Annotated in this window: 27 protein-coding genes; 10 read left to right on the top strand and 17 right to left on the bottom strand. The window is 45.8% G+C overall.

Features of this window, described 5'->3' with window-relative positions; genetic code table 11:
• Positions 1–94 precede the first annotated feature (94 nt).
• Both KAI36_RS03330 and KAI36_RS03325 read right to left on the bottom strand, forming a co-directional pair.
• On the bottom strand, positions 95–2,101 hold the full coding sequence (locus KAI36_RS03330) for a beta-galactosidase (protein ID WP_220026943.1): 2,007 nt from the start codon (positions 2,099–2,101) through the stop codon (positions 95–97).
• Entirely contained in the window at positions 2,101–2,406 is a 306-nt protein-coding gene (locus KAI36_RS03325) for an MFS transporter (protein WP_258297266.1), read from the bottom strand. The genes KAI36_RS03330 and KAI36_RS03325 overlap by 1 nt, the downstream gene beginning before the upstream one ends.
• Positions 2,407–2,580: 174 nt before the next feature.
• Here KAI36_RS03325 and KAI36_RS03320 point away from each other — a divergent pair, with 174 nt between their 5' ends.
• On the top strand, positions 2,581–3,495 hold the full coding sequence (locus KAI36_RS03320) for a helix-turn-helix domain-containing protein (RefSeq protein WP_220026942.1): 915 nt from the start codon (positions 2,581–2,583) through the stop codon (positions 3,493–3,495).
• A 159-nt stretch (positions 3,496–3,654) separates the two neighbouring features.
• Here KAI36_RS03320 and KAI36_RS03315 read toward each other — a convergent pair whose 3' ends face one another.
• Positions 3,655–4,743 carry a site-2 protease family protein gene (locus KAI36_RS03315; protein ID WP_220026941.1) on the bottom strand — a complete coding sequence of 363 codons (1,089 nt, stop codon included), beginning with the start codon at positions 4,741–4,743 and terminating at the stop codon, positions 3,655–3,657.
• Positions 4,744–5,076: 333 nt separating this feature from the next.
• Between KAI36_RS03315 and KAI36_RS03310 the strand changes: the two genes are divergently transcribed.
• A complete protein-coding gene (locus KAI36_RS03310) occupies positions 5,077–6,027 on the top strand; it encodes a macrolide 2'-phosphotransferase (protein ID WP_220026940.1) in 951 nt (316 codons plus the stop codon).
• A 166-nt stretch (positions 6,028–6,193) separates the two neighbouring features.
• Positions 6,194–9,559, top strand: coding sequence for a DEAD/DEAH box helicase (locus KAI36_RS03305; RefSeq protein WP_220026939.1), 3,366 nt, complete (start codon positions 6,194–6,196; stop codon positions 9,557–9,559).
• Between the two features lie 126 nt (positions 9,560–9,685).
• Here KAI36_RS03305 and KAI36_RS03300 read toward each other — a convergent pair whose 3' ends face one another.
• The 4 genes from KAI36_RS03300 to KAI36_RS27085 all read right to left on the bottom strand — a co-directional run bounded on the left by KAI36_RS03300 (position 9,686) and on the right by KAI36_RS27085 (position 12,085).
• Positions 9,686–10,636 (bottom strand): ring-cleaving dioxygenase, encoded by a 951-nt coding sequence (locus tag KAI36_RS03300; RefSeq protein ID WP_025723925.1) that lies wholly within the window; start codon positions 10,634–10,636, stop codon positions 9,686–9,688.
• Between the two features lie 55 nt (positions 10,637–10,691).
• Complete coding sequence (locus tag KAI36_RS03295; RefSeq protein ID WP_220026938.1) at positions 10,692–11,318, bottom strand: nitroreductase family protein; 627 nt, start codon at positions 11,316–11,318, stop codon at positions 10,692–10,694.
• A 140-nt stretch (positions 11,319–11,458) separates the two neighbouring features.
• Positions 11,459–11,830 (bottom strand): MmcQ/YjbR family DNA-binding protein, encoded by a 372-nt coding sequence (locus tag KAI36_RS03290; RefSeq protein ID WP_023986918.1) that lies wholly within the window; start codon positions 11,828–11,830, stop codon positions 11,459–11,461.
• Between the two features lie 132 nt (positions 11,831–11,962).
• A complete protein-coding gene (locus tag KAI36_RS27085; RefSeq protein ID WP_258382239.1) occupies positions 11,963–12,085 on the bottom strand; it encodes a hypothetical protein in 123 nt (40 codons plus the stop codon).
• 278 nt (positions 12,086–12,363) lie between these two features.
• Here KAI36_RS27085 and panB point away from each other — a divergent pair, with 278 nt between their 5' ends.
• Together panB and KAI36_RS03280 are read left to right on the top strand one after the other, a co-directional pair.
• Positions 12,364–13,236 (top strand): 3-methyl-2-oxobutanoate hydroxymethyltransferase, encoded by an 873-nt coding sequence (gene panB / locus KAI36_RS03285; RefSeq protein WP_220026937.1) that lies wholly within the window; start codon positions 12,364–12,366, stop codon positions 13,234–13,236.
• Positions 13,236–14,159, top strand: coding sequence for a ketopantoate reductase family protein (locus KAI36_RS03280; protein WP_220026936.1), 924 nt, complete (start codon positions 13,236–13,238; stop codon positions 14,157–14,159). The genes panB and KAI36_RS03280 overlap by 1 nt, the downstream gene beginning before the upstream one ends.
• A 101-nt stretch (positions 14,160–14,260) precedes the next feature.
• Here KAI36_RS03280 and KAI36_RS03275 read toward each other — a convergent pair whose 3' ends face one another.
• Entirely contained in the window at positions 14,261–14,818 is a 558-nt protein-coding gene (locus KAI36_RS03275; RefSeq protein ID WP_220026935.1) for an NADPH-dependent FMN reductase, read from the bottom strand.
• Between the two features lie 137 nt (positions 14,819–14,955).
• Here KAI36_RS03275 and KAI36_RS03270 point away from each other — a divergent pair, with 137 nt between their 5' ends.
• Complete coding sequence (locus KAI36_RS03270; protein ID WP_220026934.1) at positions 14,956–15,288, top strand: VOC family protein; 333 nt, start codon at positions 14,956–14,958, stop codon at positions 15,286–15,288.
• Positions 15,289–15,408: 120 nt separating this feature from the next.
• Here the strand turns inward: KAI36_RS03270 and KAI36_RS03265 are convergent, their stop codons facing one another.
• From KAI36_RS03265 to KAI36_RS03240, 6 genes are all read right to left on the bottom strand, one after another.
• Complete coding sequence (locus KAI36_RS03265; protein ID WP_023986914.1) at positions 15,409–16,416, bottom strand: AI-2E family transporter; 1,008 nt, start codon at positions 16,414–16,416, stop codon at positions 15,409–15,411.
• Between the two features lie 55 nt (positions 16,417–16,471).
• Entirely contained in the window at positions 16,472–16,888 is a 417-nt protein-coding gene (psiE, locus tag KAI36_RS03260) for a phosphate-starvation-inducible protein PsiE (RefSeq protein ID WP_025723919.1), read from the bottom strand.
• A gap of 87 nt (positions 16,889–16,975) precedes the next feature.
• A complete protein-coding gene (locus KAI36_RS03255) occupies positions 16,976–17,470 on the bottom strand; it encodes a DedA family protein (protein WP_013308662.1) in 495 nt (164 codons plus the stop codon).
• Positions 17,471–17,492: 22 nt separating this feature from the next.
• Entirely contained in the window at positions 17,493–18,002 is a 510-nt protein-coding gene (gene pssA / locus KAI36_RS03250) for a CDP-diacylglycerol--serine O-phosphatidyltransferase (RefSeq protein WP_025677988.1), read from the bottom strand.
• A 23-nt stretch (positions 18,003–18,025) separates the two neighbouring features.
• On the bottom strand, positions 18,026–19,795 hold the full coding sequence (locus tag KAI36_RS03245) for a sensor histidine kinase (RefSeq protein ID WP_220026933.1): 1,770 nt from the start codon (positions 19,793–19,795) through the stop codon (positions 18,026–18,028).
• The gene (locus tag KAI36_RS03240) at positions 19,792–20,472 is read right to left on the bottom strand and encodes a response regulator transcription factor (RefSeq protein WP_220026932.1); all 681 of its coding nucleotides are present in this window, start codon (positions 20,470–20,472) and stop codon (positions 19,792–19,794) included. Before KAI36_RS03240 ends, KAI36_RS03245 begins: the two co-directional genes overlap by 4 nt.
• Before the next feature lie 211 nt (positions 20,473–20,683).
• On the opposite strand from KAI36_RS03240, the gene KAI36_RS03235 reads away from it, so the two are divergent.
• From KAI36_RS03235 to KAI36_RS03225, 3 genes are all read left to right on the top strand, one after another.
• A complete protein-coding gene (locus tag KAI36_RS03235; RefSeq protein ID WP_220026931.1) occupies positions 20,684–22,027 on the top strand; it encodes a glycoside hydrolase family 30 protein in 1,344 nt (447 codons plus the stop codon).
• A 162-nt stretch (positions 22,028–22,189) separates the two neighbouring features.
• Positions 22,190–22,579: a winged helix-turn-helix transcriptional regulator gene (locus KAI36_RS03230; RefSeq protein WP_023986908.1), complete on the top strand. Its 390-nt coding sequence runs from the start codon at positions 22,190–22,192 to the stop codon at positions 22,577–22,579.
• Between the two features lie 271 nt (positions 22,580–22,850).
• On the top strand, positions 22,851–23,297 hold the full coding sequence (locus KAI36_RS03225; RefSeq protein ID WP_220026930.1) for a hypothetical protein: 447 nt from the start codon (positions 22,851–22,853) through the stop codon (positions 23,295–23,297).
• A gap of 103 nt (positions 23,298–23,400) precedes the next feature.
• Here the strand turns inward: KAI36_RS03225 and KAI36_RS03220 are convergent, their stop codons facing one another.
• Positions 23,401–23,892: a phenolic acid decarboxylase gene (locus KAI36_RS03220; RefSeq protein WP_013308656.1), complete on the bottom strand. Its 492-nt coding sequence runs from the start codon at positions 23,890–23,892 to the stop codon at positions 23,401–23,403.
• Between the two features lie 167 nt (positions 23,893–24,059).
• On the opposite strand from KAI36_RS03220, the gene KAI36_RS03215 reads away from it, so the two are divergent.
• Positions 24,060–24,608, top strand: a complete 549-nt coding sequence (locus KAI36_RS03215) for a PadR family transcriptional regulator (protein WP_220026929.1) — start codon at positions 24,060–24,062, stop codon at positions 24,606–24,608.
• 63 nt (positions 24,609–24,671) lie between these two features.
• Here KAI36_RS03215 and KAI36_RS03210 read toward each other — a convergent pair whose 3' ends face one another.
• Together KAI36_RS03210 and KAI36_RS03205 are read right to left on the bottom strand one after the other, a co-directional pair.
• Positions 24,672–25,871, bottom strand: a complete 1,200-nt coding sequence (locus KAI36_RS03210; protein WP_220026928.1) for a Ger(x)C family spore germination protein — start codon at positions 25,869–25,871, stop codon at positions 24,672–24,674.
• On the bottom strand, positions 25,868–26,962 hold the full coding sequence (locus KAI36_RS03205; protein ID WP_220026927.1) for a GerAB/ArcD/ProY family transporter: 1,095 nt from the start codon (positions 26,960–26,962) through the stop codon (positions 25,868–25,870). The genes KAI36_RS03210 and KAI36_RS03205 overlap by 4 nt, the downstream gene beginning before the upstream one ends.
• Position 26,963: the final 1 nt, after the last annotated feature.

Genomic DNA, 26,963 nt, shown 5'->3' with positions numbered 1-26,963 from the left:
CCGCAATTCGCAGGGGCGCTTCATTTACCGGATACTTCCGGAGAATACCTATATGATATTAATCGTAAATCGATTTCAGCTCATTATTCATCATTTACGCTTTTTCGATAATTATAACACCCCAAGGCTCTAATGAAAGCGTTTGTCCTTGGATAACTGTACGCCCCCCGATTAACTCCTTGCCGTCTCCATGTGGATATACCACCGAGCCTGCTTGTTCGGAATAGTTAAAATAGTACCGGATTGTCCGTCCCAGCTCATTCGTGCCGGATTTAACAATGATCGGATAAGACGTTTCCTGATCCACTCCCCATACTCCCGCCTTTTTGGCTACAGAGCTGAATAGTTCGCGGATGACCGCCGGGCTGACGATACAGCCGATGTAGGTCGCTGTTCCCTGACCATAGCGGTTTTGCGTAATCGCGGCATATTTTCCCCAATGCGGGTGATCGTAATAGGCCAACACTTCGGCGGTCGTCGGGGTAATCAGCTCCATCCATGTATCTACCTGATTGTCCTCTGGTGCCACCTCAAAAGGATTATTCTTAAGCGTCACCTCCTTTGGCTCCACGAACAAGCTGTAATGAATGCCGCAGGCTTCGCTAATCACGCCCGGTTGCCGGGACGTTCTTACCTGCACATGCTCGTCGGTAAATCCGCTTCGGAATGTGTATACGACATGACCACCTTTTTCCACATATCGGTTCAGCTTCTCCAGTAGTTCGTCTGGGGCAGAATAGAGGACTGGGACGATCAAGAGATCATAGTCGTCAAACGATTCTGTACCTGGATGAACGATATCCGTCCCGATATTCAGTTTATACAACTCGTCATACAAACGACGTACGATGTCATTGTAATTCAACGGGCTACTCATATTAAATTTAAACCAGTCAATCGACGTCAATGCTTCGTTGCTGACCAGAATCGCCGTTTTATTTTTCTTTTTCAGGTTGACCAAATGCGGAGACAATCTTGCAAAATCCTTCCCTATGGTCTGTGCTTCCTCATACACAGGATTCGGCTCAAAATCATGGCTGAGCAGACCCTTCCAGTAGGTTTCGAAGGAATTATGGATGGAATGCCAGTGCCAGTATGCCACCATATTGGCCCCGGAAGCCAGATGGCTGAACGCTTGCAGACGCAATTGCCCCGGATAGGGAACCCAGTGGGTAAAGGCCTGCGCTTCCGTTTCCAGCACTAGATAGTTGTTATTTTTCGTCGAACGCGCCACATCGCCACCGAAGGAAATTTCAATGCCAGTTAGGTCATCCTGTGATGGATGGTAAATATCCACCCCAGTCACATCAAAGGCTTGCGATGCCGCAAAGTGATCCACGTCTGGCTGAACACCAAAGGAATGACCTCTCCATTCAAAATCAAAGTTTTGCGTAACAAATTGGTCTTCCCGCTTATATTCATTCACCAGCGCGACCTGCCATGCCAGGAAATCCGTCACCAGCTTGCGCTGGAATTGGGAAAAGGCTGCGCCCAAACTTCCATTAATCGTTCCGACCACCGAAGGAAAGTCCTCCCAGCTATTGATGCGATTACTCCAGTAGTCCAGACCAAATTTGCGGTTTAGCTCCTCCAGCGATTCGAACCGCTCCCGCAAATACTTTACAAATTGCAATTGCACATTGGGCCCACTCGTGTGGTAATGCTTGGTCTCATTATCCGTCTGAAAGCCAATGACCGCCGGATGCTGACTCACCCGTCCGATCAGCTTGCGTATGATTCGCTCGGCATGGAACAGGTACACCGGGTTCGTAATGTCCATAATCTGGCGAGCTCCATATTTGCCCGGACCTTGAGGCGTTGTCGCCAATACATCGGGATGCTCCTTCACTAGCCATGTGGGTACAGCATAGGTGGGCGTCCCCACAATGACTTCGATACCCGCCTTATGCATGCCGTCCAGCACCCGATCCACAGAGGTAAAATCAAACACACCATTTTGTGGTTCATGCGTACTCCAAGTGGATTCGGCAATCCGCACCACGTTGATGCCCGCATCCTTCATCATTTGGATATCCTGGTCCAAACGGTCATATGGCATATACTCATCATAATAGGCAACACCGTACAGTAGTTTTTTCATCAAGTCGTCCTCCAATTAGGTTCGTTAGGATTTAGCAAAATTCGATTCCAGTCGCTCCGAAGTGCAAGATATAGACGAACCAAGCCGCCCTTTAGATTGGCTCGGTCAATGATCACACCGAAGATCGGAGCGCTAAGGGCATCCCATATACGGGCTAGTACGAATAAAGTACCGATAATAGAAACAGATATGCCAACATAATCCGTATAAAATAGCATCGCAAAAGAGGCGACCAGACAGAGAATTACGTTGCTCCCCAAAAAGTAAACGTAATACGATACACGTTCTTTCGATGTTGTTTCCATAGCTCCTCCTGATTACAATATGGCATCGCTTTCAAAAAATCTACTTATAAGCGCTTTCTTTTATGTAAAAGCTTATACTATAGCATTTGTAAACGCTCTTTTATTATAGTTAAATGTTAGATACAATGAGATTGTCTAAGCGGTGTAAAATTTGCCCTAATCGAAGGTGATCTGATGATATTAAATCCTGATGTTGATCCAGCTCTATTCCACGATTGCCAATGGCTGCCCATTATTGACTGGAATGTGAAATTTTTTGGCGCCCATATTCACCGGGTCAAAGCGGATTGGTGCATGCCTGAGGAATCTCATATCGGTTTTGAAATTGCACTTATTTTAGAAGGTTGTCAGGAAACGATTATGGAAAATAACGTATATTCGGTTGGGGAAGGTGATATTTTAATTATTCCGCCGGGTTTCAAGCATGTGAGTCAGTGTGTTTCCCCAAACGGCATGTACTATTTTAGCTCTCATTTTAATGTCGATGATCCATTGTTCCGTCAGGAAATGATTAAGAGCAATCAGCTCTTTTTCCCAGCGGGTACTGAAACGAATACCAAGCTGCAAAAGGTCGTCCATAGCTGGATTGGCATGGTGCAGGAAAGCGGAGAATATACGACAGCAGATCGTTTTCGTATGCAAATTGCCTTATTTGAGCTATTCGGGATATTCTCGCAAATGATATCTACCGGTTTGGAGCCCAGAATTGCGCCTTCATCCGTTCAATATGCCAAGGCCATCATGGAAGCCATTCAATCAAGGTTTAAGCCTTATCGGGAAGATGAATCTGGCGAGCAAGCGTTCCGCCTTGAAGATGTAGCGGCTTCCCTCGGGATCAGTCCTGGCTACGCCCAGGAAGTGTTCCGCAAGGTATACGGCTATTCTCCACGTCACTATCTATCGGAGACCAAGCTGCATGAGGCTAAGGTGCTGATCCAGCAGCCCAATCTGCCACTCAACAAGGTAGCTTCCCTGCTCGGATACTCCAGTTTGGCTCATTTCAGCAGACAGTTCAAACGCTGGACAGGCACCAGCCCACTTAAATACCGTCAAACGTTAAAGCCGATTACTGATGCACAAAGGATTTAAGATATAAGGACGGATAGCAAAGGCTCCACCGTGTTATTCAACCAAAAAAAGAGCGTGACACCGAATATTGCGGTTGTCGCGCTCTCTTGACTCTATTTTCTATAAGCTGTACCGTTGCCTTAATGATCTAAAATCTTGACCAAGCTCTCATTATTCGAATCACAGCCTAATATCCCCTATATGCTGGTGCACCACATACATCATCCCCATCAGGAATACGGCCAAAGCCAAGTAACCGATGCCGAATTTCCAGCGCGATGATGCGGGTACTTCGTAATATTTATCATTTTCAAACGGAATGTAATCAATCCCACACAGCAATCTGAGCTGGTACGCATCCGGCGTCGGTATATGTTCCACACCGTTCAGCCATACATGCTGGACAAGACACTGCTGTGGCAGCAGAAGCGTCTGCTCCACATCCAGACTTTCCATATACACCGTCACATATTGCTGCCCCTCCAAATCCGAGTAGGTATTAAAAGATAATCTGCGCGTGTGCTCCGGTCCGGGTAGCGGATATCCTTGCTCATACAGATGCTGTACGTTCACCAGTGGCTTTTGCAAAAAGGATTGGACCTTAACCTCCTCTTTATTGCGTTTAACATATTTTTTGTACAAATCGTAGGCAAAGAACGCCCATATCAAGAAAAATAAAAAGGATTTTAAATATACTACGACTACAATTCCACCCAATAGGCCCACCAGCCACAGCCAACGCGTCACTGCCGTGGAAATCCGTCCTCCGTCGAGCGGATGAATCGGCAGCAGGTTGATCAGGTTCAGGAAAAAGCCGACATACGAGAGCGCATACAACAGGGGACTGTCTGTTGCATAGGCTCCTGCGTATACCGCCATAGCCCCAACCGTCCCCAGTAACGGGCCGCCCATGGCTACATAAGCCTCTGTCTGCGCATCCAAAGGTTGCCGTTTCATTGTGATCAGCGCACCGAGAAAAGGAATAAATAACGGTGCTGACACGGGAAGCCCCTTGCGCTTGGCGGCCAATACATGTCCCAGCTCATGCACAAACAACAGCAACACGAATCCGACCGCAAATCCCCACGGGTAAATGATCGCATATGTGCCAATCGTTAGCGCCATAGATATCAGCGCACCGCCAAATTTACTGAATTTTAAAAGAGCAAGTAACGACTTACCTTTCAGAAGAAGCAATGCTGCTGCACTACCAAGGTACCATTTGGATGAGCCGGATTTGGAATCGGTCTTTTTCTCTTCATTTTGCAAAAGTATCCGTCTCCTTTCTTTAACACTTCCATTGTATCCTGCTATGTGCAGCTTGTAAAAACTTCTCTAACCCACAGATAAGCGAACCGGGGTAGCCATTTATATTATTCCTCGTATTGTAGACATCCTCCAATGTAGGATGTTATATTGGTGCTGGGTTAGATGCCCTATTTTGTAAAGGAGGTTTGCTCTTTCATGTGTACTCACTACATGCGTCTCAGATAAAAGGATAGGCTTTTCAATGAAGCTCAACCGGTTTTTTTATATGGAAGGTTGAGGCTTGTTTAAGTTACCTTTTTTTAAACTAAATCTGAACAATGAGGTGTGTTTCATATGACTGAAAAGCGTTCCTTGACTAACTCAAAAGAAGTTAGCGATATATTGGCCCTTGCCAAAAGCAACGGGCTTCACATACTACATGAAGGATTGGAGCTCAACGAGTCCGGGCTAGATTTCCGGGCACTATTCGCCAAAGACATTCAGGGTACCCCTTGGGTTCTACGTACACCGCGACGAACAGATGTGGTCCAATCAGCCGCTTACGAGCACAAAGTGCTTCAGTTGATTCGTGATACTCTTCCTGTAGCGGTACCGGATTGGCAAGTGTATAGTCCAGAGTTCATCGCCTACCCTCAACTGGAGGGCACTCCTGCCGCTACCATTGATATGGAAACCAAAAGCTACGTATGGTTCATCAATCCTGAGGCTATGACGGAAAGATTCGTTGCTTCGCTCGCTAAAGCCTTAGCCGCGTTGCACCGGACGGATCACCAACAGGCAGCAGATTTCGGTGTCCGCGTAAAGCAGCACGACGAAGTTCGGCAATTGATGGCCCAGCGGATGAAGGAAATAAGGAGCGTCTTTGGTGTATCTGGCGAGCTATGGCAACGATGGCAAACCTGGCTGGCAGACGATAGCTACTGGCCGGAATATTCCGCACTTGTACACGGCGATTTGCACCCAGGCCATATTCTAGTCTCTTCGAATACAGAGGTTACTGGAATGCTGGACTGGACCGAGGCCGAAGTGGCTGATCCGGCGATTGATTTTACGAGCTACTATACTTTGTTCGGAGAAGTAGAGCTTACTCGTTTATTGAAGCTTTACGAGACAGCTGGCGGACGTGTATGGCCGTGTATGAGCGAACATATCGTTGAACTGACCGCGGCTTACCCTGTGCTTATCGCCGAATTCGCCCTCAAATCCGGACTAGATGAATATATGGAGATGGCACGTAACGCGCTGGGTGTCCATGAGCAAGAAGAAGGACTGCCCGACATATAATATAGCTGTAGCCCCCTGGCAGGCTTTGGTTCAATGACGGACCAAGGCCTGTTTTTTTCTGTTCTCCTTTTTTTGTAGAGTTACGTTTCGCACGCAAGTGTCCATCCTCCTGTCTGTTCTGTTATCATGTAAGAAAACGGAATAACTCAGGAAAGGATTACGAATCATGAGTTTTGAACTTACCCGGCGAGCCATCAGACAACTATGCAGTCAAGCTGCTTATGACGACGGGGATGCCTATTACCGGGCCAAAAGAGTGGCCTTTACACAAATAGATCATGATGAAGGGGTATACGAAGCTACGGTCAAAGGAAGCAGCTTTTATGCTGTTGCGGCGATGATCCGATCCAATGGAAGTATCCGAGCAGAGTGCACCTGTAGCACATTTCAGAACACCGGACGATATTGCAAACATATCGCTGCTGTTCTCCTTAACGCCCATGATATACGCCGTGGAAAAAGTCTGTCAGTGCGCTCCTACGCCTCCAGACTTCATCCCGGTACTGCCCCAGATACAGCAGGAAGCATGGATTCAGACGGGATGTACACATCTACAGATGCTTCGTATGATTACACTGCTAAAACGGCACGATCCTCTGACATCACACAAGGGGATCTCCAGCTGACCGACAGTATGTTAAAACTATTTGACCGCAAGCGACCGCTTCGCAGCACGCCTACCCTGCTGGATACTCGTGCGGTCTTGGATTTTCAGTTCGTGATCCGGCCTTTTGCCTACGGTTACCAAAAATATATGTTTAGTGTAGAAATGAAGGCTGGTCCCAAACGATTATATATCGTCCAGAAAATTCGTCCGTTTCTGGATAGTATTGACCGTGGGGATAGCTACATGTTCACGAAAAGCTTCTCATACGAGCCTGAGGTATACCGCTTCCGACCTGAACATGACGCTATTCTCCAGCAATTATCCCAGGTGTGCCACCATGAGCGTATGATTCGGGAAACTTCAGGTACGTATTCATCTTCCGGTAGTCATATGAGCGGCGAGCGAATGCTCCTCATTCCGCCTGCGGCTTGGGAAAAGCTGCTCCCCTTGCTGACAACAGCACAGGGCGTCTACTTTGAAATTCACGGAAACATGAGCGAGGGTATTCCCCAGTCCGACCTAATGCTTCCACTGCAATTTGAATTTGATGAGGCCGGGACCATAACCGAAGGCTACCAGCTAAGCATACAAGGATTGGATGACTTGACTATCATGGAGGACTATGGTGTCGTCATTGCCGATGGCAAGCTTGTCAAACAGAAGGCCGATCCCTTACGGCGTTTGTCCGATCTAAAACGGATGGTAGAGGTACACCACAGGCGAAAAGTTCTGATTGCGCCAGAGCAGATGGAATCTTTTATGGACAAGGTTGTACCCGGGTTAATGAAGCTCGGACGTGTTCATATGACTCGGTCCGTCTCAGATCGGGTCACACAGCAGCCATTGAAGGCAAAGCTATATCTGGACCGGGTAAGAGACAAGCTACTGGCAGGGCTGGAGTTCCAATATGGGGATATCATCATCAACCCACTGGAAACAGATGCACGAACTCCTGGTAACGACCGAATTCTGATACGTGATGGGGAACAGGAGCAGCGGATTTTGGAACTGATGGAGCATAGCTCTTTTGCCAGAACAGACAGCGGATATTTTATGGAAGATGAAGATGCAGAGTATGATTTTTTGTATCATACTGTTCCGCAACTGGAAAAGCTGCTGGATGTCTATGCTACAGGTGCAGTCAAAGCAAAAATAAACAATACTCTGCCTACCCCAAGGATACGGGCGGAATGGGATGAACGTACGGATTGGCTTGAATTTAAATTTGACATTGAGGGCATACCGGAACCGGAAATTCGCAAACTGCTCAAATCGTTAGAGGAAAAACAGAGATATCACCGTCTGCCGAATGGCGCCTTGCTGCCGCTGGAAACAGAGGAGTACAAGGAATTGATTCGGTTCATGAATGAAACAGGTATCCGCAAAAGCGATCTGGATGCAGCGCAAATTCGTGTTCCCGTCACGCAAGGACTGTACTTAATTGATCCTCACGATCATGGGAAAAACCTGACTTTGGGTAAAACCTTTCGCCAGCTACTGGAAAATATACGCAACCCAGACCATCTCGACTTTCCAGTTCCAGACATGCTTGCCCCCATCTTGAGAGATTATCAGGTTTACGGCTTTCAATGGCTTAAGACATTGGCGCATTACCGTTTTGGGGGCATTTTGGCAGATGATATGGGGCTGGGTAAAACGCTGCAAAGTATCGCCTTTCTCGTCTCAGTATTGCCGGAGATTCGCAGCCAGCAGCTTCCAGCCATGATCGTGTCCCCTGCATCACTGGTGTACAACTGGCGGAATGAGCTGGAGAAATTTGCTCCACACGTCCGCGTCACTATCGCAGATGGCAGCCCGGAAGAACGCGGCCGGATCATACGGGATGCCGCCAGTTATGACGTCGTCATTACGTCCTACCCGCTGCTACGGCGCGATGCAGATGTGTACAGCAAACCATCGTTTCATACGCTCATACTGGACGAGGCGCAGGCTTTCAAGAACCATGCCACCCAGACAGCACAAGCTGTTAAGGATGTAAAAGCCCGTTACCGTTTTGCCCTGACAGGAACGCCAATAGAAAATACATTGGAAGAGCTATGGTCCATCTTTGACGTTGTATTTCCTGCGCTATTTCCCGGTGGGAAAAGAGTGTTTCACAACCTGCCTCGAAATGTGATTGCCAAGCGGGTTCGTCCGTTTCTGCTGCGCCGTCTTAAGAGTGATGTCCTCAAGGAGTTGCCGGAGAAAATCGAATCCGTGCAGGTATCCCGGCTTCTGCCAGATCAAAAAAAGCTGTATACAGCCTATCTGGCCAAGCTCCAGCATGAAACGTTGAAGCATCTCAACGAGGAAGGATTTCAGAAAAATCGGATCAAAATTCTCGCAGGTCTGACCCGACTTCGTCAGCTCTGCTGTCATCCAGGCTTGTTCATCGAAGGATATACGGGAAGCTCCGCCAAATTTGAACAGCTGTTGGAGATCATTACGGAATGTCTTAGCTCCGGGAAACGGATACTCATTTTTTCACAGTTCACTACGATGCTTCAAATGATCGGACGCGAGCTTGCTCGAGAAGGGGGGTCCTACTTTTACCTGGATGGGCAGACTCCCGCTCCGGAACGAGTCGAGCTGTGCAGTCGCTTCAACGAAGGAGAACGCGAGCTGTTCCTGATTTCCCTAAAGGCAGGAGGCACTGGCCTGAACCTCACCGGCGCAGATACTGTCATTCTGTATGACCTGTGGTGGAATCCCGCTGTAGAGGAGCAGGCTACCAATCGCGCACACCGAATGGGCCAGAAAAAAGTCGTACAGGTTATTCGTCTCGTCGCCCAAGGCACGGTAGAGGATAAAATGTATGAGCTGCAACAAAAAAAGAAAAACATGATCGACCAGGTCATCCAACCGGGGCAAGAAACCCTTTCGGCACTGACCGAGCTGGAGATTCGCGAACTGCTCATGATCTAGCCGACTCTTCCACGCTTATTTTTACGTTAGTATGACAATTCCACATGCAAAAAAGGTCCAATTACGGTAGAAATCTTCCCGCATTGGACCTTTTTTCTTCTAATATGATTGTTTGGATCGAGCAGATTAATCCTGTTTTAATACTCTAGGTTCAATGGGAACCAGGTTAGACTCAATCTGGGTGCGCTGAGGCTCATACCATTCAGGCAGCATCAGCTTGTGCCCCAACTCATTCAATTCCTCATCCACGGTAAATCCGGGTGGATCGGTTGCGATCTCGAATAAAATACCACCCCGCTCGCGGAAGTATACGGCATTAAAGTATTGGCGATCTACAATACCACTGGTCCCAAAACCATGCTGATGAACCCATTCGTTCCACGCCTGATGCTCCGTATCGTCCTGCGCGCGCCAGGCAATATGGTGAACCGTACCAGCGCCGCCATTCCCCCACGGGACATCTTTGACCGGAATGTCGATCAGGTTGCCCAAATCACCTGTCGTCTGATAGCGGATGTAGCCTGCATTTGCGTCTTCTCCGATGGGAGTCATCCCCAAGACGTTCTCCAACACCTCTTGCGTATGCTTGGAATCCGCACTGTACAGTACGGCCCCGCCAAAGCCCTTGATAGCTTTATCCGTAGGCACGCCGCCTGCTGTCCACGTGTTCACCGGGCCATCTTCCCGCTCCACCAGCTCCAGATGCAAGCCCTCGTTGTCTCGGAACTGGATGAATGACTCGCCAAAACGAGTGGCCTTCGTGAAAGATACCTTCAAGCTGTGCAGACGGTTTTCCCAGTATTCCAAAGCACCGGACGGCACGACATACGTCGTAATCCCGACCTGTCCACCTCCAATCTTACCCTTGCGTGTACCCGGAGCTGGAAAAAAGGTAATGATCGTTCCCGGGCTGCCCTCTTCATTACCAAAGTACAAATGGTATACTTCTGGAGCATCAAAGTTGATCGTTTTTTTAATCAATCGCAGACCAAGTACGCCTGCGTAAAAATCAACGTTGCCCTGCGGGTCTCCTGCAAAGGACGTGATATGGTGAATTCCAGCGGTTTTCAATGACATCTTTATCACTCCTTCATTAACATGTTGATTTATTTACACAAATGATTTACAAATTTCAAAACCCATTGTAGCTGACAAATTGTCCAACCGGCTTGCGATATCCCCGTGCCCGCTGACCCGATTCGTCCTCTTTGCCCAAGGTAATCATCATCACGGGTACAAATTGCTCTGGAATATTCAGTACTTCCTGCACCTTCGCCGGATCAAAACCGATCATCGGGCAAGTATCCCAGCCTTTGTCCTTGGCAATCAACATCAATTGCATAGCCGACAGGCTGGCATTACGGATCGCTTCTTCTCTCTGGAAGACAGGTCCCCGCTCGCGATAAAACTGAGTCACCGATTCCACTGTACTATCATATTCCTGCTTGCTCAGAACACCCAAATTCAGGAAGCCTTCGTTGAGGTCAGCTACCTTGGTATAAGCTTCTGTATCCCCCAGCACTATAATGGTCGCCGAAGCCGTTAATATTTTATACTGCTTACTCGCCTCATCATGCAGTCTTTGTTTGGTATCTGCATCCTGCACTACGATATAACGCGCATGCTGTAAATTAAAAGCCGATGGAGCAAACTTCACCAGCTGAAATATTTCTTCTAGTTCTTTTGCATCTATAGTAACATCAGGAATAAATTTAGAAGCTGATCTTCTCTCTTGAATAATATTCACCAGTTCGCTCATGTTAAGTTCCACTCCTTGATATTATTTTCAAATGAATTATCTTTAAATTAAGAATATATCTATTCGTGATTTCTGTCAAGTAAAACTATAATCATGTTAGTAAGTATTTTTGGATACAACCTAAGGGCTTCACCAGCCCTTTACAAATCCGTTGCCCGTATTCTCATCGTAATCGCTTCGCGTTGCGCTTTGGTTAAGCTCTTGAAGACCAGCTCATACGAATGGTCGATCATGCTGTACAAATCCTCCAGTGGGAAGGTAGCATCAACCTCAATCGTATTCCAATGCTTTTTATTTAAATGATAGCCTGGCTTAATCGCCTTGTTTTGTTCACGCAGATTTACCGCAATGATCGGATCACATTTCAAGGATAGGTGGCTAATGCCGTCCTTTTCAGATAATAGAGCAAACATCTTGCCTCCAACTTTCAGTACTAGCGTTTCAGCACCGAATGGATAATCCTTAACAGCCTCTTTTTGGCTCAGACCATACGCTACAATTTGTTCATACACCAGCCTTCACTCCTCTGCTTGAGTCATCATCTATGAAACGATTTGTGCCCTATTATATCACGCTCTCCACATACAATAGTCCCATGCTACAATTAGAATTCAACCGAGAGGGTCAATCCTTTCTATATGAATTTATCGACCGTCCGTGACCTCATACACGTCCTGATGATTTAGCAATATTTCATTTAGTGTATCTGCCAAGCTGACAGCCCTTTTACTTCCGAATAGGAAGTTGGAGGGGCTTGTTTTGTTCATATAGTAGAGAATGTTATGCAACAGCCCTATATTTTGGTATACTTCCGTGAGAGGCTGTATCGATACATTCGAATGGTACTCTAGTTAGTGTAATTCAATATGTAGATGTGTGAGCCTATGGAGGTGAACTCGTTGGATTTTGCTCTGATCCGCAAGGACCGAGACAAAAGAACGGTCGCAAATTGACTCTTTTTTTGCCTTTCGGACCTTTTCAGCCATGTGCTGAAAGGTTTTTTTTGTGATCTAAAATAAAGGTAGGAAAGGATTTGAATGCAACCATGGCAACCTCGAAAGCACTTAATATTTTGCAATTGAAGAAAATGAAACAAGAAGGCTTACCTATAAGTATGATTACGGCGTATGACTATCCATCTGCTCGTTTGGCTGAGGAAGCCGGGGTCGATATCATCCTTGTCGGTGATTCCGTAGGTAATGTGTTATCTAATTATGACTCCACGCTGCCCGTCACTATGGATGATATGGTCTATCATACACGGTCTGTCGTGCGCGGTGCGGAACATACTTTTATTGTCGCGGATATGCCATTTATGACGTACCACGGGAGTAGTGAAGAAGCCCTTACTAATGTGCGCAGGCTCATGCAAGAGGGACATGCCCATGCCGTGAAACTAGAAGGGGGCATGGAAATTTGCGACACCGTGAAGAGAATTGTTCAATCCGGCGTCCCACTGCTGGGGCATATCGGACTTACACCACAGTCTGTGCATCAAATCGGCGGATACTTCATTCAAGGTAAAAACTCACAGGCCGCTGAGCGCCTTCTAAATGATGCCCGGGCCCTGAAGCAAGCGGGAGCTTTTGCCATCGTGCTGGAGCTGGTGACAGAGGAAGTAGCGAAGAGCATCACCCGAGAGATATCTATTCCGGTCATAGGCATCGGTGCGGGGAGATACTGTGATGGCCAGGTTTTGGTGTATCATGACATGTTACAATACTCAGCTCCTTACCGGGAGAAGAAGTTCGTAAAAACCTATTCGGATATAGGTGCTTTGATTCGTAACAGCATCGGGCAATATGTCGAAGACGTGAAGAATCGTTCTTTTCCAGGCGAGGAGCATGTTTTTAAGGCAGATGAGAACGTAGTAGAAGGATTATACGGGAATGCAAAAGTAAAGGCAGGGACCCTATAATGCGATTTCTGATTGTAGGTGCAGGGGCGATTGGAGGCTATTTTGGGGGACTTCTTGTTCAAAAAGGAGAAGACGTGACCTTCTTCGTACGCCCTTCAAAAAAATCTCAGTTGGCAGAAGACGGTCTGATTGTTAAAAGTGTTCATGGGGATTTTCAGACACCAGTCCGTGCTATTACAAATGGTGAAGCTGCCGATCCGTTCGACTGTATTATCATTTCGGTCAAAGCGTATCATCTTCCCCAATTGCAATTCGATCTTGAGCCTTATGTCGGTGATCATACCATGATTCTTCCGTTACTTAATGGTTACGAACATTTTGACTTTTTGCGCAAGCAATTCGGTTCTGAAAAAGTGCTGGGCGGACTTTGTTATATTGAAACTACGCTGGATCATGATGGTTCTGTTGTTCAGACAAGTCCGTTCCACCGTATCGTCTTCGGTGAATGGAACGGAATGCACTCAGAGCGTACACAATTGCTGCTGAATCATCTTGATCATGCAGGCTTCACAGTGGCACGAAGCCACGATATCCAGCGTGAAGTTTGGCAGAAATATATATTCGTTGCCAGCTTGAGTGCAATTACAACACTGATGGATGCCTCGGTTGGAACTATACTTGCCACGGCAGAGTCACGTGCTATTTACGAAAAGCTGCTGCATGAGATTGTCATACTTGCTCGCAACGCGGGGATGCCGATTGATTCAGAGATGGAAGCTCATACACTGAAAACGATGGAATCCTTACGACCAGAGATGATGTCATCCATGCAACGCGATATGCTTAAAAAGCTTCCGATTGAAGCCAGTCATTTACATGGTTCACTGCTTGCATTGGCTTCAACAAGTAATACTGTTTACCCCATACTCGAAACGGTATATGCCCGATTAAAGGTATACGAGAGCTTATTGGACACTGTCTAAAATTCAAACTTTAAAATCAATTAAAAGAGGAAGCGGCAGCTTCGAAGGTGAAAATGAAATCTTAGACTGCCGCTGCTTTTCCTTTATTAAACTTCAAAAGTCTAAAGAGTTCCTGTGCTTGTGCAAGCCTGCTCAAGCCCTTGAAGTAATGCTTCCAGCTCCTGCCTAGTTTCAGCGTTTGTAATTTCACCCTCCTGATTTAACTTCAATGTGATATGCGGAATAATGACCTTTCCATTCTCCACAATCTCTGCATTGATCATTTGCAATGTGAGCAGCAGCGAGGCATGCGCCAGATGGCCGCCCATAGGAGACGGTGACGCGCTAATGACCGCTGTAGGTTTATTTACAAATTCACCTGAAGATACGAGCCAATCCAAGGCATTTTTCAAAGCACCCGGCACCCCATTCCCATATTCCGGTGTACAGATCAGCACTCCATCCACTTGTTTCAATTGTTCCCGCAGCTCTCTTACGGAAGCTGACCCCTCATCTACATCCAAGTCAGGGTTAAAATGCGGAAGATCCCCCAATCCATCATAAACTGTGAATATCATATTTTCAGAAGCCAGCTCAATAGTAGCCTTCATAAGCGCTGTATTGGAGGACTTTTGACGAAGGCTACCCGATATAGCCAATACCTTAATTTTCTGTTCCATCCGATCATCTCATTTCTTTTAACTTGATCTAATCTTGCATATTCAGTGTACTATAGCTAACAAGAGAATTAAAAAGTAAGTGAAAATTCATTAGATAATGGGTAAAACAATAGATACGAGAAGGAGGAGATGTACACATGACTCCAAAACAACATCCCACACGCGGAATCGACCATATTGGAATCACGGTACCTGACGTGGAACAGGCGACGACCTTTTTACAGGACGCTTTCGGGGCCGACATCTGCTACGATGCCCTCAACAAGCAGCAGCCTCCACAAGAAGGAAAACAAGCCGGAGGAACACTCTTGTCGCGTCCACATGCGCTAACCGGAATTGAAGCAGGAGCACGTAACCAGTTTGTATATGGAAAATCACCCTGGGGAATGATTATCGAGCTGATTAGTTACCCTGACGGTATTCATTATCCCCAAGAAAGCGAAGTGTACCGTTGGACACCTCCTGCATGATGATGAACGTCAGCGATTTTTTCCTATGAACAAAAGGGCAATAAAAAAATGCCTGCGGCTTCGCAGGCATTCGTGATGAATCAATAGTCACTATACAAGGGTGGAATCTGTAGTGCTGAATCAAGTATCCTTCTCTTGCTTGCGTTTTATCCCAATCAGATCAAGGAAGAAAACAAACAACGGAATACCTACAATCAAGCCCCAAATTCCAATCAGATGCTCAGAGAAAATAAGTACGACAAAGGTAAAGAAGATCGGTAAATTCGTTTTGGATGACATCAGCTTCGGATTTAAGAAATAGGCCTCAATCGCATGAATCACCACGATCAGAATAACTAGATAAATCACATATTGAATGCCGCCGACACTGAAAGCGATCAGGCCGAGCGGTGCCAGTGAGATAAACACACCTGCCACCGGAACCAATCCCAGTACGAAAATGATGAGCGCAAGACCGAGCAGATTAGGGAAGCCCATAATCCAGAGTGCAATCGTGGTCAATATACAGTTAATAAGTGAAATCAGCAGTTGAGCCTCCAATACCTTCCCGAACGTATCCAGAAACATACGGCCAAAATGACCCACTTCCTTGAAAAACCAGCCCAGCTTGCTATCTACAAACGTAGCTGTAAAACGTGTAATATATGATTTTTCCATCAGAAAGAACAAGCTCAAAATAATCGACACCAGAAGCTGTGTTCCCAATTGACTGACCTTCATCACTGCACTCAGGCCAGGCTCAAATAGCCGCTGAACATTCAGCGTGTCCATAAATTCGATAATCGTTTCGTTCCATTGATTACGATCAGGATACATATACGCTTGCTGAATCATGAGATACACCTGCTTGACCTGTACAACGATTAGCGGCACCATTCTGTAAACGCCCCACACCATAATCAGAATTAGCAACCCATACACCAGTAGCAGCACGATCATTGACGGCACATTGACGAACCGCTTGACCAACTTATTCACTCCGTTATATATACTACCAATCAAGATCGTAAGCAGCAGTGTTAACAACATAATATTCATCATGCTTCTTAACATAAACAACAGCAAAACGATTATCGCAAGGACGGCTACCCGCCTGACGCCCGCATGATTCATCCAGTTTCTTACCATTCGTCTTTATTCCCTCTTTCCCACTTGACTGTCAACTTTGCAATCTTCCTGAGCATCAATTTTCTCTTTTTATCAATTTACTGTTAGCGATCAATAGAGAACCTACCATGACTAAGATAGCAATAGACCACCAGAATGTATTTTTAGCATCATCATGATCTACAATAATGAGCCTGATGACAGCCGTGATCCCAATATAGATAAAATAACGTAATGGAAAATGAAAATTGGTTTTAAAGTACTTAACTATTAATGCTATGAATTCAAAATACAAGAAAAACACAAGCAACTCTTCCGTGAATTCATAGTAATTTTTGTCGGCCTCTGTGTACAAAAAAACATAAGAAAAAATGGACCATGTTTCTTTTAGAAGTAAGAAGCTTAAAATCAGCCCGACCAGAAACAGCGAGATATTCAAGATCATTTGCAGAAAACTAGGTAACTTCTCAATATACTTCATTAATGCATTCAATACAGATCCCCTCACTGGTTGTACAGTATCTTTATTTATATTATCGGTGGTATACGTGAAAAATGCTACATTACTTTTGAGGTCACCTTAATGAAAGTTTATATTCGCCCCTGCAATATAACCAATGGAGATAAAAATAAGCGTCCATATCAGAGAACCTGCGCTTGCCACCAGCATATATTTTCGGACAGGCATCGCACTAATGCCCGACAAATAGCTTGTCGCATGTCTGACTCCTGGGATAAAATAACCAAACAAAATGGTCCATAACCCAAAACGCGCAAACCACCCCTTAACTCTTGCAAATCGCTTCGGTGTCAATCCAACCCACTTGCCATGCTTATCCACCAAGGGCTGACCCAGCTTTTTGCCTAGCGTGTAGCTGATCATCATCCCTGTCATTGCACCGATGAAGCTGACTAATATAGACACCGAATAATTCAGTACCATAATAGAAGATAAATAGCCGACAAACACCATAATAATTTCATCTGGAACCGGTAAGCCGATAATCCCAAGAGCAAGAAGAGCAAAAATAGCGATATATCCGTATTGTGTAATCATGCTGATGACCCATTCCATAGGGGAGCCACCTCCTGACCGATTATTTTTTGAAGGACGGAAAGGGAATACGGCTAACCATCAGGAACGACAGCACTACCATTAATGCAAGCAACAACCCCGGCTTCAAATGCTCACTCCATAAAAACATAAAGGACAAAATCACACCCGCCGCCGTAATCGGCATACCTACAAAGCCTTTGCTAAAAGCCATTAGGTTGAATCTTGCCAATCTTACCGCACCGCATATGACAAACAAAACAGCCACAAGCGGTCCTATCCAATGGGTATCTCCCAGCTTGTATAACAAGATCAAGAAAGCAGGGGCAACCCCAAATGAGACAACATCCGCCAGCGAATCGAGCTGTTTGCCAAAATCACTGGAGCAATGCAGCAGCCTTGCCAGCAAACCGTCTAATACATCCCATAAAGCAGCCACCACCACGAGAATAAAAGCGGTCATGTATTGCTCATGAATCGTGAAATACAGGGATAAGACCCCTGCCCCCAGGTTTGCAATCGTGCACAGTGAGGGCAACCAATTCCATTTCATATTCTTAACTCCTTTGCCGTAGCTTAGCCTCCGAATATAACAACAAAACGGACGCCGTCCTTGGTATTCTCCACCTTATAGCGGAATTCGTGCAAATCTAAAATTCGTTTGACGATAGACAGCCCCAGTCCTGTCCCACCTGTCTGGCGGCTTCGGGACAGCTCGGCCCGGTAAAACCGATCCCATATCTGCTCCAGTTGATCGTCAGGAATGGTCTCACCTTTATTTTCAATGGAAAAAATACTGATTTCTCCAGATCCTTCGATACGAATCGTGATCGAGCTTCCTTCCTCAGCATGCCGTATGGCGTTGACAAAAAAGTTGATAATCACCTGTTCCAGCCATCCTACATCGGCATGAATCGGCATCTCATTGGCGGGGATAATGACCACTTCCAGCTTTTTCTCCTTCAACAGATGAAATAGCTTGTCCACGACTTCCTCCACCAGCTCACTCAATATAAAGGTCGTCTTGCGGAGCTTGAGGGTTCCAGATTCCAATTTGGCGAGGTCCAGCATATCTTTGACCAATCGCTCCATTTTGTCCGCTTCCTCTATAATGACTTTCATATAATGATCCTGCTTCCCGGCGCTAACTCCATCTTGTAGTCCCTCTGCGAAGCCTTTAATGATACTCAGCGGGGTTTTTAGCTCATGAGAAGCGTTGGCAAAAAAGTCTTGTTGCACAGCCTCCATCCTCTGCTTCTGTTCCATGTCCTCCACCAATTGCTGATTGGCCTCCTGAAGCTCGCGCAAAGCTGTGTCCAGGTTCTGGGACAGGGTATACATGCTGTAGGACAGGCTGCCCAGTTCATCATTCTGCCGGATTGGTGTATGGGCTGTAAAATCGAGCTTAGCCATTCGCTTGGCGGTATTATTCAAAGCAATGAGCGGACGGGTCACCATCCGGGAATAGAATAGGGACAAAATCAAAATGAGTGCAAATCCCCCGATCCCTAGGTACAGATAAAACCAGCGCAGAGCTTCATTCGTCTCACTAATTTCCTGCAACGATGTCACTGTAAACAGGAGGTCGATCTCGCCCGTGTCCTGACGAACAGGATGGACTATGACTGCATTACGTACCCCTGTCCAAGGTTCCGTCCAATCTTCCTCCAACACTTCGAAATTCTTAAGTTTCTCCAGATGCGCCTGTGACAAAGGGAACCATTCCTCCAGCGCACTAAACAGTAAACCTTGTCGCTGACTCCATGTTTTCAGATCCGGCAGTACAATCTCTGTCACCGTACCGGAAAACCTTACACTGCCATCTGTGCTTGCCTCTTCCGAAGTCGGTCCTATATTTTTGAAACCAAGCTTCTGTATGCCGGTTGGATAAATTAAATTAGCGGTAGAGATGCCTTCCGTTCCCAATCCCTCACCTTCAACCGTTACCGTATCACCGGGCTGAATCCGGGCAGCTCTCAGTTCATCTCCGTACTCACTCATAAACAGAGACAGCGATATTTTAACGATTTTACCATCTGCTGTTCTTAGATTGATATGAAACGCATCATCCAGCTTTACTTTTCCGTCCAGCGTTACAATCGCCAACTGGTTCTTATTCTGAAGCATAAAGCGAGCTGCCTCTCGCGAAACCCTACCCGATCCCCAAGCCTCCTGGACATAACTTTGACCGAAGCTTTTCAAACGGCTTTCTACACGACCAATCTTCTGTTGCTGATAAAAATTTTCAAAAAACAGCAATTGACTTAAAATCACCATACCGTAAAAACACAGGAAAAACACAACCGTCATAATGAACAACTTAAAGGTAACTCCCCGTTTGTTCATTCTTCCTCCTCAAACCTATAGCCTGTACCAAAAACCGTGCGGATATGGCGTGATTCACGGCCCAGCTTACTTCTCAGCTTTTTGATATGCGTATCGACAACTCGTGTATCTCCTTCAAAGTCGATGCCCCACACCCGGTTCAGTATCGCATCCCGTGAAATGACTATGCCTTTATTATGTATAAGCAGCCGCAGCAGCTCATACTCCTTGGGCGTCAGCTCGACTTCCGCCTGATCCACCTCAAGCCGATGAGCCATCGTGTTGAGAATGGCACTACCGAACCGCAAAATATGCGACTCTGGCTGTACATGTCCCTCCACCCGTTTCATCAGCGCGTTGGCGCGGGCGACCAGCACCTTGGGGCTGAAAGGTTTGGTAACGTAATCATCGGCTCCCAGTTCAAAGCCTAATATTTTATCATCATCACCGGATTTGGCTGTCAACAAAATGATCGGCACACCTGAACGGCTACGCACCTGGCGGCACACCTCCCAACCATCCAGTTCCGGCATCATAATGTCGAGTATAATCAGGTCCGGCTGCACAGAATCAAGCCAGATAAGTGCATCTTTTCCATTGCCTGCTTCATAGACTTCCCAATTATTCTGTTTAAAATAATCAGCAATCACTTCACGAATACGTATTTCATCCTCCACGAGAAGAACTCTTTTCTTCAATCGACTTCCCTCTTTCGGTCATTCTAGGGCACCAGCATATCAAAGACATGTGTACTTTATGTGTTCTTGACACTTCTTATCAGCAGAAGTTCTCATTCGCAAATTCAACCTTGGATTAGGGCAAATTTGTCGTGGCTCAGGCCATCTCATCTCCTATGATCCTACCCTATAATAAGAAGAGATACAAAAAGCTTGAACAGGAGGGTAACGCATGAGTAATCAAACCATTCAGTGGTTTTCCACTTCCAAAGCTAAAGCTTGGCATTCCCAAGCTCATCATTTGACCGATACCCAAGAGAGTGCCAACCTAGCCCTTACGGGAGAAACTCATCAGCTTGTCGAAGGCTTTGGTGGCTGTTTTAATGAATTGGGTTATGTGGCCCTGAACCATTTGGAAAAGGACGAACGAGATCGGGTGCTTCATTCTCTCTTTCATCCAGAGGGCGAGCACAAATTTGCAATATGCCGACTCCCTATTGGAGCGAGTGACTACGCGTTGGAGTGGTACAGCCACAATGAAACAGACGGCGATGTGGAAATGAAGCATTTTTCCATTGAGCGTGATCAGCAATATCTCATTACTTTTATTCGGGAAGCGTTACAACTCAATCCAGACTTGAAGTTGTTCGCTTCACCCTGGAGCCCGCCAACATGGATGAAATCACCGAAAGCCTACAATTATGGCACTTTGCGCTGGGAAAAGGATATTTTGAAAGCGTATGCATTGTACTTTGTCAAATTTGTTCAGGCTTATCGAGATGCAGGTATTACAATTCATCAGATTCATGTTCAAAATGAAGTCATTGCCGATCAGAAGTTCCCTTCCTGTGTATGGACCGGAGAGCAACTGCGTGAATTTATTCGTGATTATTTGGGCCCTGCTTTTGAGGAACACGGACTGGATACGGAAATTTGGCTGGGCACCATTAACGCACCCGATCCGTGGGAGGAATTAATGAAAAAGACTTCGACCGGATTCGATGAGTATGCCCATACCGTGTTGAGTGACCCCGAGGCCTACAAATATATTAAAGGCGTAGGCTACCAGTGGGCAGGCAAAAATGCCATTCAGCGCACCGTTGCCAGCTATCCTGAGCTTCGTTACATGCAAACAGAAAATGAATGCGGTAACGGAGAAAACTCATGGGACTACGCCAAATATGTATATAATCTGTACCAGCACTACTTCACCAATGGCGTGAATGCTTATATTTACTGGAATATGGTTTTGGAGCCGAGAGGCAAGAGCACATGGGGCTGGGAGCAAAATTCGATGATTACGGTTGATCCAGCGGATCGAAAACCTGTCCTGAATCCAGAGTATTATGTCATGAAGCATTTCTCTCATTTTGTATTACCGGGTGCCCGACGCATCGGACTTCGTGGCTCATGGACTGGAAATGCAGTTGCTTTTCAAAATACAGACGGGCAAAGGGTGGTAATCATCGCCAATCCGTTCAAGGAATCGCGTGTGCTGAATCTGTCTCTCGGTGAAACAACACACCGCTTGGAGCTGGAGCCGGAGTCCTTTAATACTATCGTAATTCCTTCTTAACGCCGCAGATTTCTGGACTCTTCCCGCTTGTACACATCATTAGGTATCCCTGTCCGGTCTATAAGTGTCCAAGCATATGTATAGTTTCCAAAATGGATGTATATCCTTTTGCGTATAGTAGCTATAAATAGTATACTTGGAATAACTACGGACAGGAGGTCGATGAATATCACTACTGTAAAAGACCGGATTGATTTGAAGCTGATTAATTGTGATAAGGAATTGACTCTCGCGGTCATCGGTGGAAAATGGAAGCTGATTATTTTGTGGCATCTCGGTATGGAAGGCACCAAGCGGTTTGGTGAATTGAAGAAGCTAATCCCCCACATTACGCAAAAAATGCTGACTAACCAATTGCGTGAGCTAGAGGAAGATAAACTCATTCTGCGTAAAGTCTATCCTGTCGTGCCTCCTCATGTGGAATATTCCCTGACAGAGCATGGCGAAAGCCTGATTCCGGTACTGAGAGCAATGTACGATTGGGGATCAAACTATCGCGAGAACGTGATTTGGAAAGAAGAAGAAGCGATTCAGGACGTCACACCCGTGTGACCAGCAAAACAAGCATTTTACGAAATGCTGAACTATATTTTTAGTAGAGACGACCCTGGGGAGATCTGGGGTTGTTTTTTTGTGATATAAAGACGTTCCCCAAGATAATAAAAGAAATGGATGCAAGTATCCGTTTCCATTGGCATTAAAGCTCGTTTTCCGCTACATATCCTCATTTTACACTTGTATTCGTGATTTACATTACATCCGCTGTGACGTATGATTCTTCCATCCCTATTTACAGTGAATCCGAGAAGGAGGCCGTTCTAGCATGAGCATGACGCTTGCCCAGCCCACAACGTCCCAAGCGACCCAATTACGCATTGGTTCCATGGAAATGATTCAATACGACTATCGTCAATTTCCTGACTCAAAACCTTATCAACACCATTGCTGTGGCTTGCTTACTATGTCGTGTAACGGCGCTCAAGGTCTGGCGGAATATGAGCTGCCTGAAATTAAAGGTGCCTTTGACCTTGTCCGCTGGGCTTCCGTGTTTACCTCGCTCAAGGGTCTTTCCTTAACCGAGGCTGAGCAATATATTCAGCACCATGCTGATCACTGGGGGCCTGATAAAACAGGGCTAGCTCTATCTGCCTTATCCGATCTGACTACCCATGCGAACCTGCACATTCTCTCCCCATCAGCGACCATACTCCCCCCTCGGATTAGTCGTTCATATCTTATCGAGCATGGCCTGGTCTACTATTCATTCTAAATATCGTCCATAACTCCATTGTCAATCCACTTTCCAGTTCACGTAAAAAAGCCTGAGACTGTTTATCACAGGCCAGGCTTTTACACTTTCAGCACAGAGTTGATTACACTTGCAGTTTACCTGCACGAATATCGTCTGTCATTCCTGCATAAGGTGCTTGGGAAATTAATTGTTCGTTGTTCACACCCGCATTTTCGATAAATGTAATATCTGCAAATTCAGGAACCACATACTTCGGATACGTTTCATACTTTTCGCGCGATTCCTCCATCAGTGGAATAAAATCGTTTTGATAGCGCACAGTGATTTCTGGATGCTCATGAACCCATTTAGGGAAGAAAATAATGCCGTGCATACGTTTTTCCTCAGGCATAAAATTCAAAGACACGTCAGTGCCTGTCGGTTCGGTCCACGATACTTTATACACATTTTCCACCAGCTTCACCAGATTGACCTTCTGATCACGTACCCAGCGGCCGCCTACCATACCACTATGAATGCGATAATCGATCGTATCTTCATTTTTAATATATATTTCGTACTCCCAACCATTCTCATAAGTGTAGATCATGTGGCTGCCGATAAATTTGTCCATCTTGCATCCTTCTTTCCTAAATTATAAGTTTTTATGAATTGAATAGGAGACCAAAAATAATAAGTATTCAATTCAAAACATGTAATATTAAACATGTTGTTAAGTACATATAAATTGTAGCACTATGGTATACTAGTGTCAAATAACGTTTGACAAGGAGAGCTACGTTGAAACGCACATTAAAATACGCCATTTTGGGTCTTGTTCACAAAGAGGAAATGAGCGGCTACGATATTACGAGTCAATTCAAGCAGGAAATCGGACAATTTTGGAGCGCCAAACACAGTCAGATTTATCCTGAGTTAAAAAGGCTGACCGAAGAAGAGCTTATTGAATATCGCACCTCTATTACAGGAGCCAAGCTGGAAAAGAAGCTGTACTGCATCACCCCCAAAGGAACCCAAGAGCTGACCGAATGGCTGTTGAGCCCCAAAGAGTTACCGGAAACGGAAAAGGATGAGTTTATGCTCATGCTGTATTTCTCAGCAGCCATCCCCAAGGAAGAGAACAAGCGATTGTTCGAGGATCAGATAACCAAACGTAAAGAGAAGCTGGAGTATCTGTACGAAAGTAAAAAAACCCTCCAACAGCTGGACGAAAACCTCCAAGCCCCCGGTTCTAATCAATTTGGGCATTATCTGGTGCTGAGCCGTGCCATTAATCGGGAAGAAAGCTATATTACGTGGCTGGAAGAAACACTGTCCCTGTTTGAATAGCCTAAAAAACCTTCAACGCCACGTAGATTCGTGGTATTGAAGGTTTTTCTACATAGGTGCAAACTAGTCTGCCGTCGTAATCGAAGAGCCGTAATCTTCAATATGGATATCCGTGCTAAAACGTACAGGAATGGTACTAAAAGTGGTATCCCAATCCTCTTTAACCTTACGCCAAACTTTAGGGTGTTGAATCCTCAACGCTTCTCCGAAGCCTCCAACATCAGCCTGCAGCTTTTGCATTTTGGCTACAGTTTGTTCAGCTAATGAATTAACTCTCTCCTGAAAGATACTCTCTTCTTGTCCGAGCACATCATTGCTACGCAAATTTTCTTTCTTGTTAAAAACCTCGGAAACACGTCCCTCTGAGGTCATTTTTACTTGGAAGGAAATGTCGTCCCCCTGAACGTTGGCCTTGATCCTGCTTTTCACCGCTTTGATCTCATAAGCTATATTTTTACCGGTTTGGGGATCACTACTTTTCAGCACGCCTCCAACCAATTGACCTTTGATCCACATGAGACCCTCGACCTCTGACTCATTCAGAAAACCACCGTAGGTTTGTGTCTTTCCCTTGATGATTCCCGCACCTGCGAGCTTGATTTCATTCTCCGCCGTAATGACATTGGGCAATATAAAGCTTCTTTTACCCTTCATGGGCCCGACCACTTTAACCAAAGCCACGGGCTTTATCAACCGCGCGTTCCGTTTACGATTTTGGAAAATATCCTTTAAGATATAGGCAGGAATTTGACCGGGAATTTTTTCCTGAAGCGCATTGCCTGCCTTGTCTGTACTAATCAGCAGCTGGACGCTGGGCCGAATGTCATTATCCCCCAAGAAAAAGTCCAGCAGCTCATACAATGGAATCTTGCGAAGCAGACTGGAGCTGATAATAATCGTTTTCAAATGTTGTCCAATGGGCGGTCGGTTGGTTCGCAATGAAATTTCTCTTATCATTTCAAAAACGGAATCCCCCGTTTCCGTAATATTAAAAAACTTTTTAGCTTGTGGGGAGGAACTGTTGGAGCCGCCGCTCTCCTCTGGGATGATAAATTGAAAGGTACCGGTGATTAACTCTTTTTTTGGATAGTTTCCTCCTTTTCGATTGATTTGTTCTTCTTGTGAAGATTGTGACACTACATCCATAGCAATGCCCGTCTCCAGATTTAGATCCTCCACCGGAGAGCTGCTCCAGCAGCCTGAAAGTGTACAGCATATCAGGAGAGCCACCATTCCGAGTAATCCTGACTGGACTCTCTTCATGACCGCAGCCCCCTCCAGTGAGAAATAAGCAGCAGAGGGAGTGGAAGCAGAGCGAATAAAATGAAAGCTGCATTCCCGATCATCGTTCCAAAAGAAAATAACTCATTCAGATTTTTGGGGATTTGGGACAGGACGTAGATGAACGGGAGCAAAATAAACAGCGCCTTGGAATAAGAGCTATTCAAAATTTGAGAAACTCCGAGCGAAGCGCAATAAAAAGCAATACTGAATGTAGCAAAAATTTGCATAATCCAAATAGACAACAATAGGGATTCGAACCGTTCCAATAACAGATACTCCACTTCAAAACTGCGGGCCAAATCTAAAAAAGGCCAGGTTCTGGTCATAACTCCTTCCACCGAAAAGGCGCCAATGCATAAGATCAGCGTAGCTGCATAAGAAATGGTCGAGATCCCGATAGCAAGTCCAATCGCCTTGGTTGCTTTCTCCGGTTTTTCCATCCGACAAAGAATAATCAGCAGGCACTCTGTCCCCGTTAAGGTCAGGGTTGTAGTCTTGAGCGTTTTAAGCACTGGCATCACACCCTCGGACAAAACAGGACGCAAATTATTCAATTCGAAAATATTCAAACTCAGCAAGCATATCAATAAAAAGATAGCTGCCGTAATCGGGAATATAACTTGACATATTTTACCTAATGCTCCCACCCCACCCATGCATAGGTACAGAGAGAGCCACATAAAAAGTGCTGAAATTGCCCACGCCGGAGTGCCTTCAAGTAAAAAGAACGACGTTACTTCCTCCACAGTTCGGATTTCGAATGCGGCTATACAAACAAAATAGATAACGAACAACATACCCATCACTTTGCCGATGGCTTTGCCTGTTATCCGCTGAACATACTGGTAGAAGGTGCTTTCCGGAAAACGTGAACTTAGCTTGACCATAATCCATCCAAACAGGAAAGTGATAGCCCCTGCTAAAATGACAGATATCCACGCGTCCGGTGTTTTTGCAGTTTCAACGGCTACTCTGGGAAGGGTAAGCAACCCGGCAGCCAGCATAAAGCAGACCACAATCGCCGTCGTCTGTAATGTTGTAATTTTATCCGTTTTTTTCCCACGGGTCATC

The organism is Paenibacillus sp. S02 (assembly GCF_019454065.1).
GTDB lineage: Bacteria > Bacillota > Bacilli > Paenibacillales > Paenibacillaceae > Paenibacillus > Paenibacillus polymyxa_B.
Note: the sequence above shows the minus strand (reverse complement) of the source record. Positions and strands in the feature narration are given on the sequence as shown.

What these genes read in the sequence shown, in the direction of transcription:
- panB (WP_220026937.1), top strand. Translation starts at nt 12,364, where the DNA reads ATGGCAACCTCGAAAGCACTTAATATTTTGCAATTGAAGAAAATGAAA.
- KAI36_RS03280 (WP_220026936.1), top strand. Translation starts at nt 13,236, where the DNA reads ATGCGATTTCTGATTGTAGGTGCAGGGGCGATTGGAGGCTATTTTGGG.
- KAI36_RS03320 (WP_220026942.1), top strand. Translation starts at nt 2,581, where the DNA reads ATGATATTAAATCCTGATGTTGATCCAGCTCTATTCCACGATTGCCAA.
- KAI36_RS03225 (WP_220026930.1), top strand. Translation starts at nt 22,851, where the DNA reads ATGAGCATGACGCTTGCCCAGCCCACAACGTCCCAAGCGACCCAATTA.
- KAI36_RS03330 (WP_220026943.1), bottom strand. Translation starts at nt 2,101, where the DNA reads ATGAAAAAACTACTGTACGGTGTTGCCTATTATGATGAGTATATGCCA.
- KAI36_RS03230 (WP_023986908.1), top strand. Translation starts at nt 22,190, where the DNA reads ATGAATATCACTACTGTAAAAGACCGGATTGATTTGAAGCTGATTAAT.
- KAI36_RS03235 (WP_220026931.1), top strand. Translation starts at nt 20,684, where the DNA reads ATGAGTAATCAAACCATTCAGTGGTTTTCCACTTCCAAAGCTAAAGCT.
- KAI36_RS03295 (WP_220026938.1), bottom strand. Translation starts at nt 11,318, where the DNA reads ATGAGCGAACTGGTGAATATTATTCAAGAGAGAAGATCAGCTTCTAAA.
- KAI36_RS03205 (WP_220026927.1), bottom strand. Translation starts at nt 26,962, where the DNA reads ATGACCCGTGGGAAAAAAACGGATAAAATTACAACATTACAGACGACG.
- KAI36_RS03270 (WP_220026934.1), top strand. Translation starts at nt 14,956, where the DNA reads ATGACTCCAAAACAACATCCCACACGCGGAATCGACCATATTGGAATC.
- KAI36_RS03245 (WP_220026933.1), bottom strand. Translation starts at nt 19,795, where the DNA reads ATGAACAAACGGGGAGTTACCTTTAAGTTGTTCATTATGACGGTTGTG.
- KAI36_RS03220 (WP_013308656.1), bottom strand. Translation starts at nt 23,892, where the DNA reads ATGGACAAATTTATCGGCAGCCACATGATCTACACTTATGAGAATGGT.
- KAI36_RS03255 (WP_013308662.1), bottom strand. Translation starts at nt 17,470, where the DNA reads ATGGAATGGGTCATCAGCATGATTACACAATACGGATATATCGCTATT.
- KAI36_RS03210 (WP_220026928.1), bottom strand. Translation starts at nt 25,871, where the DNA reads ATGAAGAGAGTCCAGTCAGGATTACTCGGAATGGTGGCTCTCCTGATA.
- KAI36_RS03310 (WP_220026940.1), top strand. Translation starts at nt 5,077, where the DNA reads ATGACTGAAAAGCGTTCCTTGACTAACTCAAAAGAAGTTAGCGATATA.
- KAI36_RS03265 (WP_023986914.1), bottom strand. Translation starts at nt 16,416, where the DNA reads ATGGTAAGAAACTGGATGAATCATGCGGGCGTCAGGCGGGTAGCCGTC.
- pssA (WP_025677988.1), bottom strand. Translation starts at nt 18,002, where the DNA reads ATGAAATGGAATTGGTTGCCCTCACTGTGCACGATTGCAAACCTGGGG.
- KAI36_RS03275 (WP_220026935.1), bottom strand. Translation starts at nt 14,818, where the DNA reads ATGGAACAGAAAATTAAGGTATTGGCTATATCGGGTAGCCTTCGTCAA.
- KAI36_RS27085 (WP_258382239.1), bottom strand. Translation starts at nt 12,085, where the DNA reads ATGAACAAAACAAGCCCCTCCAACTTCCTATTCGGAAGTAAAAGGGCT.
- KAI36_RS03305 (WP_220026939.1), top strand. Translation starts at nt 6,194, where the DNA reads ATGAGTTTTGAACTTACCCGGCGAGCCATCAGACAACTATGCAGTCAA.
- KAI36_RS03325 (WP_258297266.1), bottom strand. Translation starts at nt 2,406, where the DNA reads ATGGAAACAACATCGAAAGAACGTGTATCGTATTACGTTTACTTTTTG.
- KAI36_RS03300 (WP_025723925.1), bottom strand. Translation starts at nt 10,636, where the DNA reads ATGTCATTGAAAACCGCTGGAATTCACCATATCACGTCCTTTGCAGGA.